This is a genomic window from Brevundimonas sp. C43, assembly GCF_030732185.1.
In the GTDB taxonomy this organism is placed as follows: domain Bacteria; phylum Pseudomonadota; class Alphaproteobacteria; order Caulobacterales; family Caulobacteraceae; genus Brevundimonas; species Brevundimonas diminuta_C.
On record NZ_CP132231.1, the window covers coordinates 2,326,409 to 2,338,608 of the forward strand.

Consider the following 12,200-nt stretch of genomic DNA (forward strand, 5'->3'; position numbering starts at 1 on the left):
CGCCCGCCGCCCACGAAAAAGGCCTCCCGCCGAAACGGGAGGCCTCAAATCGTTCGATCCATCGACAGGCTCAGGCCGCGACGACCTCGGTGGCCTGTTCGGCCAGAATGGTCAGGCCTTCGCCGTTCACGTCAGCGAAGCCGCCGTGAACGTCGTACTGGGTCTTTGAGCCGTTGTTATAGACGGTCACCAGACCCTCGCGCAGGGCGGTCATGAAGGGCGCATGGTCCGGCAGAACGCCGAAGTCGCCCTCGACGCCCGGTGCATCGACCTGGTCCACGAGGCCGGAAAAGACCTCGCGTTCCGGCGAGACGAGAGAGAAGTTCAGCTTGCCGGCCATGATCAGGCTTCCGACGCCATCTTCTCGGCCTTGGCGACGGCCTCTTCGATGGAGCCGACCATGTAGAAGGCGGCTTCCGGCAGGTGGTCGTAGTCGCCGGCGACGATGCCCTTGAACGAACGGATCGTGTCTTCCAGCGAGACGAACTTGCCGGGCGAACCGGTGAACTGCTCGGCCACGAAGAAGGGCTGCGACAGGAAGCGGCTGATCTTGCGGGCGCGTGCCACGACCAGCTTGTCCTCTTCCGACAGCTCGTCCATGCCCAGGATGGCGATGATGTCCTTCAGGCCCTTGTAGGACTGCAGGACTTCCTGGACCGAACGGGCGACGTTGTAGTGCTCTTCACCGATGACCAGCGGGTCCATGATCCGCGAGGTCGAGTCCAGCGGGTCCACGGCCGGGAAGATGGCCTGGGCGGCGATGTCACGCGACAGAACGGTCTTGGCGTCCAAGTGGGCGAACGAGGCGGCGGGCGCCGGGTCGGTCAGGTCGTCGGCCGGGACGTAGATGGCCTGGATCGAGGTGATCGAACCCTTCTTGGTCGAGGTGATGCGCTCTTGCAGGTTGCCCATCTCGGTGGCCAGCGTCGGCTGATAGCCCACGGCCGAGGGGATGCGGCCCAAGAGAGCCGACATTTCCGAACCGGCCTGCGTGAAGCGGAAGATGTTGTCGACGAACAGCAGAACGTCCTTGCCCTCTTCGTCGCGGAAATATTCCGCCTGGGCCAGGCCGGTCAGGGCCACGCGGGCGCGGGCGCCGGGGGGCTCGTTCATCTGGCCGTAAACCAGGGCGCACTTGGAGCCTTCGGTCGAGCCGCCGTTCTTGGTCGGGTCCACGTTCACGTTGGACTCGATCATTTCGTGATACAGGTCGTTGCCTTCGCGGGTGCGCTCGCCCACGCCGGCCAGAACCGAATAACCGCCGTACGCCTTGGCGATGTTGTTGATCAGTTCCTGCATGGTGACGGTCTTGCCCACGCCGGCGCCGCCGAACAGGCCGGTCTTGCCGCCCTTGGTGTAGGGGCACATCAGGTCGATGACCTTGATGCCCGTGACCAGGATTTCCGACGAGGTGGATTGTTCTTCGAACGACGGCGCCTCGCGGTGGATCGGGCGATACAGGTCGGTCTTGATGGGGCCCTGTTCGTCGATCGGCTGGCCGACGACGTTCATGATGCGGCCCAGGGTGCCGGGGCCGACGGGCGCCTGGATCGACGAACCGGTGTCTGTCACGGGCTGGCCGCGCGTCAGGCCTTCGGTCGTGTCCATGGCGATGGTGCGGACCATGTTCTCACCCAGGTGCTGGGCGACTTCCAGCACCAGTGTGAAGGGCTCGCCCGTCTTCTGGTCGACGTTCTGGGTGTGCAGGGCGTTCAGGATCGCCGGCAGCTGGCCGTCGAACTCGACGTCCACGACGGCGCCGATGACCTGGGCGATCTTGCCCGTGCCGGCGGCGTTGACGGGAGCGGCGTCCGGAGCGGCCTTCTTGGCGGCGGGCTTGCGGGCTGCGGGTTTCTTGGCGGCGACGGTGTCGGTCATGGTCAGGGTCCGTATCGGAATGTCTGTTCGGTCGGGATCAGAGGGCTTCGGCGCCGGCGATGATCTCGATCAGCTCGGTGGTGATCTGGGCTTGGCGCTTGCGGTTGTACTGCAGCGTCAGGGCGTTGATGAGGTCGCCCGCATTACGCGTCGCGTTGTCCATCGCCGCCATCTGCGAGCCGAAGAAGCCGGCCTGGTTCTCGTATAGCGCGGCCAGGATCTGGGTCGTCAGCGCGCGCGGCAGCAGGGTTTCCAGGATTTCCTCTTCCGACGGCTCGTATTCGTAAACCGCGCCGTTCAGGTCGATCGGCTGGGCATCGCCATCAACCACGGCCGGGATCAGCTGCTTGCCAGTCGGGACCTGTTGGATCACCGACTTGAACTGGCTGTAGAACAGGGTGACCACATCGGCCTGACCCTCTTCGAAGGCCGTGGCGATCATCTCGGCGACCGGCTGGGCCGACGGCAGGCCGACGGTCTTGTGCTCGCTCAGTTCGAAGGTGTGGATCACCTTGTCGCCGTACAGACGCGCCAGCTGGTCGCGCGACTTCTTGCCGACGGCGATGATCTTCACGTCCTTGCCGGCGTTGATCAGGCTGTTGATCCGTTCGCGCGCGGCGCGGATGACGTTGGTCGAGAAACCGCCCGCCAGACCCTTGTCAGCTGTGGCCACCACGATCAGGTGACGCTGGTCCTGGCCCGTGCCGGCCAGCAGCTTGGGCGCATCGGCGCCCGAGACGCCGGCGGCCAGATTGGCGATGACCGAGGCCATCTTCTGCGCATAGGGCCGGGCGCTTTCGGCCTGGTCCTGGGCGCGCTTCAGCTTGGCCGCAGCGACCATCTGCATGGCTTTCGTGATCTTCTGCGTGGCTTTCACGCTTCCGATCCGATTGCGCATTTCCTTGAGGCTGGCCATCCGGCGCTACTCTCTCAGCTTACCAGACGGGTTCAGGCGAAGGTCTTGACGAAGGCGGCCAGGATGTCCTTCAGCTCGGCTTCGAGGTCCGAGGTCAGGTCCTTCTTGGTGCGGATGCCTTCCAGCAGGGAAGCGTGGTTCGCATGGATGCGCGCCAGCAGCTCCTTCTCGAAACGACCCACGTCGCTGACGGCGATGCCGTCGATGTAACCGCGCGTGCCGGCGTAGACCGAGACCACCTGCTCTTCCATCGCCAGCGGCGAATACTGTGGCTGCTTCAGCAGTTCCGTCAGACGGGCGCCGCGCGCCAGCAGCTTCTGGGTCGAGGCGTCCAGGTCCGAGCCGAACTTGGCGAAGGCCGCCATCTCGCGATACTGGGCCAGCTCGCCCTTGATCGAACCGGCGACCTTCTTCATCGCCTTGGTCTGGGCCGAGGAGCCGACGCGCGACACCGAGATGCCGACGTTCACGGCCGGGCGGATGCCCTGATAGAACAGGTCCGATTCCAGGAAGATCTGGCCGTCGGTGATCGAGATCACGTTCGTGGGGATGTAGGCCGAAACGTCGTTGGCCTGGGTTTCGATGATCGGCAGGGCGGTCATCGAGCCCGAACCGTAATCTTCGTTCAGCTTGGCCGAACGCTCCAGCAGGCGGCTGTGCAGGTAGAAGACGTCGCCCGGATAGGCTTCACGGCCGGGCGGACGGCGCAGCAGCAGCGACATCTGGCGATAGGCGACGGCCTGCTTGGACAAGTCGTCATAGACGATCAGGGCGTGCATGCCGTTGTCGCGGAAGAACTCGCCCATGGCGGTGCCGGAGAACGGGGCCAGGAACTGCAGCGGGGCCGGCTCCGAGGCGGTGCAGGCCACGACGATCGTGTATTCCAGCGCGCCGGACTCTTCGAGGGTCTTGACGATCTGGGCGACGGTCGAACGCTTCTGACCGATGGCGACGTAGATGCAGTAGAGCTTGGCGCTCTCGTCGTCGGTCTTGTTGACGTTCTTCTGGTTCAGGATGGTGTCGATGGCGACGGCGGTCTTGCCGACCTGACGGTCACCGATGATCAGCTCGCGCTGGCCACGGCCGACGGGGATCAGGGTGTCGATGGCCTTCAGGCCGGTCTGCATCGGCTCGTGAACCGACTTGCGCGGGATGATGCCCGGCGCCTTGACGTCCACGCGGCGGCGCTCGGTGAATTCGATCGGGCCCTTGCCGTCGATCGGCTCGCCCAGCGGGTTGACGACGCGGCCCAGCAGGCCACGGCCGACCGGAACGTCCACGATCTCGCCCAGGCGGCGCACGTCGTCGCCCTCGGCGATGGCGGCGTCGGCGCCGAAGACCACGGCGCCCACGTTGTCGCGTTCCAGGTTCAGGGCCATGCCCTTCACGCCGGCCTTGGTGAACTCGACCATTTCGCCGGCCTGGACATTGTCCAGACCGTGGATGCGGGCGATGCCGTCGCCGACCGACAGCACGCTGCCGACGTCGGAGACATCGGCTTCGACGCCGAAGTTAGCGATCTGCGACTTGAGGATGGCCGAGATTTCAGCGGCGCGGATGTCCATGACGGGCTCTCTGTTCTTCAGTCTTCTGCGGGTGCGCCGTTCAGGCGCGCATTCTGGGTGGCGGGAGCGCGTTTAGGCGCGCAACATTTTGGTTTCTGAAACGAGCCTAGGCTCGTTTCAGGGCGAACTTCATCTGGTCGAGCTTGGTCTTCAGCGAGGCGTCGAACAGTTTCGAACCGACCTTGACCTTCAGGCCGCCCAGGATCGACGGATCGACGCGTGCGGTCAGTTCCGGCGCCTTGCCCAGGCTCTTGGACAAGGCGCCGGTGATGGCGGCGACCTGTTTGTCGTCCAGCGGCTGGGCCGAGACGACCTCAGCGGCGACGACGCCGGCGTGTTTGGCGTAGCGGGCCTCAAACCCGGCGATCACGGCCGGCAGGTCCTTGGCGCGGCCGTTCTGCGACAGCAGGCCCAGGAAGTTCGTGGTGGTCTGCTCGAACTTGGCCTTGGCGGCGATGGCGACCAGACCCTTGGCCTGATCGGCGGCGGCGATGACGGGTGAGACAGCCAGGCGACGCAGGTCGGCGCTTTCGGTCCAGGCCGCCTTCAGCGACTTCAGGTCGGCGCGGACGGCGTCCAGGCGGCCGGTTTCCAGCGCCAGGTCGAACAGCGCCTGTGCGTAGCGATCGCCGACTTCCGTCGTTCTGAAATCATCAGCCACTGATTAGGGTCCGAGGTCGTTGTGTCAGGGTCGCAACCGACTGCGAGGCTCGCAACGGTCAAAAGCTTGAAATGCTTACGGAAAGCACGACGGAGGCCGTATTCGTAAATACGCCCCCTTCAAGCCGGGCGCCTGATAGCACGGGGTTTCGCCGCTCGCAACATTGCGTGAAGGCGCACCGATGCCGCAGGGCGAGAGCGCGCCGCCGTTTCCTTCCACACAGCGTAGGAAGGGCGACTGCGCCAGGGGGGGGTGCGACCATGACGCAGCACCCCATCGCTTGCTTGGAACCCGCGTCGGCCCTAGCGCTTTCCGCTCAAGCTTTATCCGCCATCTGGAACCCCAATGCTCGACAGCATAACCCCCCTGCTCTCCGATCCGGCCGCCTGGGCCGCATTGGTGACCCTCATCGTGATGGAGGTCGTGCTCGGCATCGACAACCTGATCTTCATCTCGATCCTGTCGAACAAACTGCCCGAGCATCAGCGGCAGAAGGTGCGGCGCATCGGTATCGGCTTGGCGCTGGTCATGCGTCTGGCCCTGCTGTCGATCATCGCCTGGCTGGTCGGCCTGGTGCAGCCGGTCTTCACCGTCATGGGCAATGAATTCTCGTGGAAAGACCTGATCCTGATCGCGGGTGGTCTGTTCCTGGTCTGGAAGGCGACCAAGGAAATCCACCATACGGTCGATCCCACGCCCAGCCACGATGTCATGGACAAGAAGGACGTGGTCATCGCCAACGCCGGCGCGGCCATCTTCCAGATCATCCTGTTGGACATCGTCTTCTCGATCGACTCGATCCTGACCGCCGTCGGCATGACCGAGCACCTGCCGATCATGGTCGTCGCCGTCCTGGTCGCCGTGACCGTCATGCTGCTGGCCGCCGACCCGCTGGCCAACTTCATCAACAAGAACCCCAGCGTGGTCATGCTCGCGCTCGGCTTCCTCCTGATGATCGGCATGGTGTTGATCGCCGACGGCTTCGGCTATCATGTGCCCAAGGGCTACATCTATGCGGCCATGGCCTTCTCGGCCGGTGTCGAGGCGTTGAACATGCTGGGTCGCAAATCCGCATCCAAGAAGGAAAAGGCCGAACTGGCCCGCAGCGAGGCGAACGCCGCCGAGGCCCGCGCCCAGAAGGCCGAGGCCGAAGCCGCCGCCGAGCGGGGCTGAGGCTCATGATGCGCCTGTCGTCCCGGCTCGCCGGCCTTGTCGCCGGCCTGCTGCTGACGACAGGCGTCGCCCTGCCGGTCAGGGCCGAAGTCCCGGTCCAGTCTTACGAGGTCGTGCGGGCCTATCCGCACGACCGGTCGGCCTTCACCGAAGGCCTCTTCTTCCACGACGGCGACCTTTACGAGAGCACGGGCCTTTATCCGTCCTTCATCCGCAAGGTCGATCTGGAGACCGGCCGCGTGGAGCGTCAGCGCGACCTGCCGACCATCTATTTCGGCGAGGGCATGACCACGCTGAACGGCAAGCTTTACAGCCTGACCTGGCGCAACCACATCGGCTTCATCTGGAAGCTGGACGATTTCTCGCCTCTGGGCGGTTTTTCCTATCCGGGCGAGGGCTGGGCCCTGACCACCGACGGCCGCCGTCTGATCATGAGCGACGGCACCGATCAGTTGCGCTTCCTCGATCCCGAGACCCTGGCCGAGACCGGCCGCGTCTCCGTTACCGCCGACGGCCGGCCGCTGGATCAGATCAACGAGCTGGAATGGATCGACGGCGAGGTCTTCGCCAATATCTGGCAGGACAACCGCATCGCGCGCATCGATCCCGAGACCGGCGTGGTCAAGGCCTTCATCGACCTGACCGCCCTGGTCCCCAAGGGCGCCAACCTCGACCCCAACGACGACGTCCTGAACGGCATCGCCTGGGACGCGGCGGGCAAACGCCTGTTCGTCACCGGCAAACGCTGGCCGCAGCTGTTCGAGATCAGACTGCGCTGATCCGCACGAAGAAAAGGCCGGACGCTGCGACGCGCCCGGCCCTCTTCTTTTTCAGCCTCTGCCTGGCTCAGCCGTGCAGGTCGAACCTGTCCAGCTCCATCACCTTGGTCCAGGGGGCCACGAAGTCCGAGACGAACTTCCCTTCGGCGTCGGCCCCGGCATAGACCTCGGCCAGCGCGCGCAGGACGGCGTTGGAGCCGAACACCAGATCGACACGCGTGCCGGTCCACTTGGCTTCGCCCGTCTTGCGATCGCGGCCTTCGAACACGTCCTTGGCGTCCGAGGTCGCCGCCCACTTCACGTCCATGTCCAGCAGATTGACGAAGACATCGTTGGACAGCACGCCGGGCCGCTCGGTCAGCACGCCATGCGTCGCGCCGCCCGTATTGATGTTGATCGCTCGCAGGCCGCCGATCAGCACCGTCATCTCCGGCGCCGTCAGCGTCAGCCGCTGCGCCTGATCGATCAGCAGCGACTCGGCCGGCACGGCATAGCGGGCCTTCTGGAAGTTGCGGAATCCATCGGCGACCGGCTCCAGATAGCCGAAGGATTCAACATCCGTGTCCGCCTGGCTGGCGTCCGTCCGGCCGGGCGTGAACGGCACGCTGGCGTCGTGGCCCGCCGCCTTGGCCGCCTGCTCGACGCCCGCATTGCCGGCCAGCACGATCAGGTCGGCCAGGGACACCTTCTTGCCGCCCGTCTGCGCCTGGTTGAACTCGGTCTGGATGCGCTCCAGCGTCTTCAACACCCGGTCCAGCTGTTCGGGCTGGTTGACGGCCCAATCCTTCTGCGGCGCCAGGCGAATGCGGGCGCCGTTGGCCCCGCCCCGCTTGTCCCCGCCGCGGAAGGTCGAGGCCGAGGCCCAGGCCGTGCCCACCAGTTCGGCGGTGCTCAGGCCCGAGTTCAGCACCTTGGCCTTCAGAGCCGCCGCGTCCGTCGCGTCGATCAGCGGATGATCCACCTCCGGCACCGGATCCTGCCACAACAGGACTTCGCTCGGGACTTCCGGCCCGACGTAGCGCGAACGCGGCCCCAGATCGCGGTGCGTCAGCTTGAACCAGGCCCGCGCAAAGGCGTCGGCGAACGCTTGCGGATCATTCAGGAACCGGCGCGAGATCTTCTCGTATTCCGGGTCGAACCGCATCGACAGGTCGGTCGTCAGCATCGTCGGCCGCTTCTTCTTGGCCGGATCGTGGGCGTCGGGGATGATCTCGCCCGCGTCCTTGGCCACCCACTGATGCGCGCCCGCCGGGGACTTCTCCAGCTCCCATTCGAAGCCGAACAGGTTTTCGAAATAGAAGTTGCTCCACTGGGCCGGCGTCTGGGTCCAGGTGACTTCCAGGCCGCTGGTGATGGCGTCGGCGCCGTGTCCCGTGCCGAAGCTGGAGGTCCAGCCCAGGCCCTGCGCCTCCAGGCCGTCGCCTTCCGGCTCTGCGCCGACGTGGTCGGCAGGGCCCGCGCCGTGCGTCTTGCCGAAGGTATGGCCGCCCGCGATCAGGGCGACCGTCTCCTCATCGTTCATCGCCATCCGGGCGAAGGTGTCGCGGATGTCGCGCGCCGCCGCGATCGGATCGGGATTGCCGTCCGGCCCTTCCGGATTGACGTAGATCAGGCCCATCTGCACGGCGGCCAGCGGGTTCTCCAGATCGCGCGAGTGCTTATCGCCGTCCGCATTGTCATCGCTGACAAGTACGGCCTCATCGCCCGGCTTCACCACCCCGTCCGAGCCGTGGGCATAGCGTTCGTCGCCGCCCAGCCAGGTCGTCTCGCGACCCCAGTAGACGTCCTGATCCGGCTCCCAGGTATCGGCGCGGCCGCCGGAGAAGCCGAAGGTGCGGAAACCCATCGTCTCCAGCGCGACGTTTCCGGTCAGGATCATCAGGTCGGCCCACGAGATGGCCTGGCCGTATTTCTGCTTGATCGGCCACAGCAGGCGGCGCGACTTGTCGATATTGACGTTGTCGGGCCAGGAGTTCAGCGGCGCGAACCGCTGCTGGCCCCGCCCGCCGCCGCCCCGACCATCGCCGACGCGATAGGTGCCGGCGCTGTGCCAGGCCATGCGGATGAACTGGGGGCCGTAATGGCCGAAGTCGGCCGGCCACCAATCCTTGGAGTCCGTCATCAGCGCGCGCAGATCCGCCTTCAGCGCCTCATAGTCCAGCTTGGAAAAGGCCTCGCGGTAGTCGAACGACTTGCCGAGCGGATCGGACTTGGCCGAATGCTGGTTCAGCAGATCGACCCGCAGCTGGTTGGGCCACCAATCGCGGTTCTGAACGCCGCCGCCTGCGACCGACCGGGGCGTCCGGCCGGAAAAGGGGCATTTGGCTTCGTCGGTCATGGTGTTTTCTCCCTGCTGCTCTGGCGCACGACGGCGAGCGATTTTCCATCGCCCTGTAGATGATGGGGTCATACGACACGGGTCAAACGGATAAAGCCAATCGATTATCCTTGGCGTCAGCATAGGACGGGCCTATTTCGCTCCCATGCTCCCCACCCTGCGTCAGCTTCAGTATCTCAAGCTCCTGGCCGAACACGGCAGCTTCTCGCGCGCCGCCGAGGCCGCCCACGTCAGCCAGCCCGCCCTCAGCGCCGGGGTGCAGGAGCTTGAGCGCATCCTGGGCGCGCCGGTGGTCGAACGCGCGCGCGGCGCCGTGATCATGACCGCCGTCGGAGCGGAGGCCGTTCGCCGCGCCGAGGACGTCCTGGCCCGCACCGAGGATCTGGTCGAGGCGGCCAAGAACGCCGGGCGTCTGCTGTCCGGCCGATTCCGCCTGGGCGTCATTCCGACCGTCGCTCCCTTCCTGCTGCCGGCCAAGCTCCCGTCGGTGAAGGCCGCCTATCCCAGCCTGAAGCTGTTCATCCGCGAGGATTTGACGCCCCGGCTGATCGCGGCGCTGAAGGCGGGTCAGATCGACGCCGCCGTCATCGCCCTGCCCTATGATGCACCGGGCATCGCTCACGCTCGCATCGGCGATGACGAGATCATGGCCGCCGCCCCCGCCGACCATGCCCTGGCCGCGCCCGGCCCGATCCGTCCCGGCTCGCTGCGGGCCGAGGATCTGATCCTGCTGGAGGACGGCCATTGCCTGCGCGACCACGCTCTGGCGGCGCTGGACATCGAGGCCCCGCGCGGCGACGACGTCTTTGCGGCCACCAGCCTGCACACGCTGGTCCAGATGGTCGGCTCGGGCCTCGGCGTCTCCTTCCTGCCGAAGATGGCGGTGCAGGCCGGTCTGGCCGACAACCCTGCCGTCGCCATTCGTCCCTTCGAAAACCAGGCGGACGGCGCCCCGCCCCATCGCGAAATTGTCGTCGCCTGGCGCGCCGGCTCCAGCCGCGCCGCCGAGGCCCGGCTGCTGGCCGAGGCCCTGAAGCTAGAGTGAAGCTAGAGTGAAGCTTGAATGAAACTGGGCTGACACCCGATTGATCGATTGACCTGAGCGCCGAACAGGTCGCTTGGAAGCGGATGGCAACCGAAACCGTCTATATCGTCCAGGCCTATGTCCAGGGCCGGGGCAAGGCCCTGCGCGCAGAACCCCAGGTCGGCTGCAAGGACGCCGAAGAGGCGCGTCGCAAGGCCGAACGGCTGGCGCCGTTGCGTCTGGGCGTCGTCGCCTTCGCCGTCTCGGCCGACACCGAAATGGGCGACTACGACGAAGAGCCGACCATCCTCTTCAAATCCGGCCAGCTGCCGCCGCCGTTCAGCGATCCGGACTGACGGCCAGGCAACCCGCCCCGACAGGTCGCGTTTGCCTTCCTGACAACGGATCGGCGCCGCCCCGGGCGTCCGACCGAAGCCCCAGGACGCCCCATGGCCTATCGCACCCTCAATCCCTTCACCGAACAACTGGTCGAGGACTATCCGGAACACACCGAAGACGCCGTCGAGGCCGCCTTGGCCAAGGCTGACAGCCTGTTCCATTCGGATTGGTCCAAGGGCGACATCCAGCCGCGCCTCGCCGTGCTGAAATCCCTGTCGGGCCTTCTGACCGCAAACCGCGACGACCTGGCCCGCACCATGGCCGAGGAGATGGGCAAACCCCTGGCTCAGGGGCAGGGCGAGATCGATCTGTGCGCCGGTATCGCCGCCTACTATGCCGACAAGGCCGCCGACTTCCTCAAGCCCGAAAAGATCGACAGCGAACTGGGCGAGGCCTGGGTCGAGTTTCACCCGATCGGCGTGCTGCTGGCGGTCGAGCCGTGGAACTTCCCGATCTATCAGCTGATCCGCGTGGTGGCTCCCGCCATCGCGGTCGGTAATCCCGTGCTCTACAAGCACGCGGGCATCGTGCCGCGCTGCGCCGCCCGGTTCGCCGAACTGGTGCGCGAGGCCGGCGCGCCCGAAGGCTTCGTCGCCAACCTCTACATCTCATCCGAAAAGGTCGCCGAACTGATCGGCGACGACCGCATCCAGGGCGTGGCCCTGACGGGTTCCGAGGGCGCCGGCGCCAAGGTTTCGGCCCGCGCTTCGGAAATGCTGAAGAAGTCCACGCTGGAACTGGGCGGCAGCGATGTCTTCGTGGTTCTGGACGACGCCGACCTCGAAAAGGCGGTCGCGGCGGGCGTCGAAGGCCGCCTGTCCAACGCCGGACAGGTCTGCACAGGCTCCAAACGCTTCATCGTTCAGAAGTCGGTCTCCGACGCCTTCATCGCCGGCTTCGTCGAGGGCATGAAGACCGCCGTCATGGGCGACCCGCTGGACGAGGCGACCGACCTGGGTCCGCTGTCGTCCGAGGATGCGCTGAAGACCCTGACCAAACAGGTCGAGGAGGCGATCCAGCACGGCGCCAAGGCGGTGACCGGCGGAAAGCCCGCCGACCGCACCGGCTTCTTCTACGAGCCGACCGTCCTGACCGACGTCGCGCGCGACAACCCGGCCTTCTATCAGGAGTTCTTCGGCCCGGTGGCTCAGGTGTTTGTGGTCGAGGACGACGATGCGGTCGTGGCCCTGGCCAACGATTCCCACTTCGGCCTGGGCGGCTCGATCTTCTCGGGCGACACCGACCGCGCCCGCAAACTGGCCTCGCGCATTGAGACCGGCATGGTCTTCATCAACACCACCACGACCTCCATGCCCGAACTGCCGTTCGGCGGCGTCAAACGCTCGGGCTTCGGCCGCGAGCTGGGCGATGTCGGCATCAAGGAGTTCGTGAACCGCAAGCTGGTGGTCGTCAGCGCCGACTGACCACCGCCTTTCGGCAAACGGAAAGGGCCGGCGGATCGCTCCG

At 65.9% G+C, this 12,200-nt stretch carries 11 protein-coding genes; 5 read left to right on the plus strand and 6 right to left on the minus strand.

Annotated elements, in window-relative coordinates; genetic code table 11:
• Nucleotides 1-70: 70 nt before the first annotated feature.
• The 5 genes from Q9R14_RS11805 to Q9R14_RS11825 form a co-directional block, all read right to left on the minus strand.
• Nucleotides 71-340 carry an ATP synthase F1 subunit epsilon gene (locus tag Q9R14_RS11805; RefSeq protein WP_039243854.1) on the minus strand — a complete coding sequence of 90 codons (270 nt, stop codon included), beginning with the start codon at nucleotides 338-340 and terminating at the stop codon, nucleotides 71-73.
• A gap of 2 nt (nucleotides 341-342) precedes the next feature.
• On the minus strand, nucleotides 343-1,878 hold the full coding sequence (gene atpD / locus Q9R14_RS11810; protein WP_242077758.1) for a F0F1 ATP synthase subunit beta: 1,536 nt from the start codon (nucleotides 1,876-1,878) through the stop codon (nucleotides 343-345).
• Nucleotides 1,879-1,915: 37 nt separating this feature from the next.
• Complete coding sequence (locus Q9R14_RS11815) at nucleotides 1,916-2,794, minus strand: F0F1 ATP synthase subunit gamma (protein WP_242077757.1); 879 nt, start codon at nucleotides 2,792-2,794, stop codon at nucleotides 1,916-1,918.
• A gap of 32 nt (nucleotides 2,795-2,826) precedes the next feature.
• A complete protein-coding gene (gene atpA, locus Q9R14_RS11820; protein WP_306002532.1) occupies nucleotides 2,827-4,359 on the minus strand; it encodes a F0F1 ATP synthase subunit alpha in 1,533 nt (510 codons plus the stop codon).
• 106 nt (nucleotides 4,360-4,465) lie between these two features.
• Complete coding sequence (locus Q9R14_RS11825) at nucleotides 4,466-5,020, minus strand: F0F1 ATP synthase subunit delta (RefSeq protein WP_306002533.1); 555 nt, start codon at nucleotides 5,018-5,020, stop codon at nucleotides 4,466-4,468.
• A 345-nt stretch (nucleotides 5,021-5,365) separates the two neighbouring features.
• Here Q9R14_RS11825 and Q9R14_RS11830 point away from each other — a divergent pair, with 345 nt between their 5' ends.
• Both Q9R14_RS11830 and Q9R14_RS11835 read left to right on the plus strand, forming a co-directional pair.
• On the plus strand, nucleotides 5,366-6,193 hold the full coding sequence (locus Q9R14_RS11830; protein ID WP_066629030.1) for a TerC family protein: 828 nt from the start codon (nucleotides 5,366-5,368) through the stop codon (nucleotides 6,191-6,193).
• A 5-nt stretch (nucleotides 6,194-6,198) separates the two neighbouring features.
• Nucleotides 6,199-6,972 (plus strand): glutaminyl-peptide cyclotransferase, encoded by a 774-nt coding sequence (locus Q9R14_RS11835; RefSeq protein ID WP_306002534.1) that lies wholly within the window; start codon nucleotides 6,199-6,201, stop codon nucleotides 6,970-6,972.
• A gap of 67 nt (nucleotides 6,973-7,039) precedes the next feature.
• On the opposite strand, the gene katG is transcribed toward Q9R14_RS11835, so the two are convergent.
• On the minus strand, nucleotides 7,040-9,310 hold the full coding sequence (gene katG / locus Q9R14_RS11840) for a catalase/peroxidase HPI (protein WP_306002535.1): 2,271 nt from the start codon (nucleotides 9,308-9,310) through the stop codon (nucleotides 7,040-7,042).
• 145 nt (nucleotides 9,311-9,455) lie between these two features.
• Between katG and Q9R14_RS11845 the strand changes: the two genes are divergently transcribed.
• The 3 genes from Q9R14_RS11845 (at nucleotide 9,456) to Q9R14_RS11855 (ending at nucleotide 12,157) form a co-directional block, all read left to right on the plus strand.
• Nucleotides 9,456-10,355 carry a hydrogen peroxide-inducible genes activator gene (locus tag Q9R14_RS11845; RefSeq protein WP_306002536.1) on the plus strand — a complete coding sequence of 300 codons (900 nt, stop codon included), beginning with the start codon at nucleotides 9,456-9,458 and terminating at the stop codon, nucleotides 10,353-10,355.
• 83 nt (nucleotides 10,356-10,438) lie between these two features.
• Nucleotides 10,439-10,690 carry a hypothetical protein gene (locus Q9R14_RS11850; protein WP_055807296.1) on the plus strand — a complete coding sequence of 84 codons (252 nt, stop codon included), beginning with the start codon at nucleotides 10,439-10,441 and terminating at the stop codon, nucleotides 10,688-10,690.
• Between the two features lie 93 nt (nucleotides 10,691-10,783).
• The gene (locus Q9R14_RS11855) at nucleotides 10,784-12,157 is read left to right on the plus strand and encodes an NAD-dependent succinate-semialdehyde dehydrogenase (protein WP_306002537.1); all 1,374 of its coding nucleotides are present in this window, start codon (nucleotides 10,784-10,786) and stop codon (nucleotides 12,155-12,157) included.
• The last annotated feature ends 43 nt before the right edge of the window (nucleotides 12,158-12,200 follow it).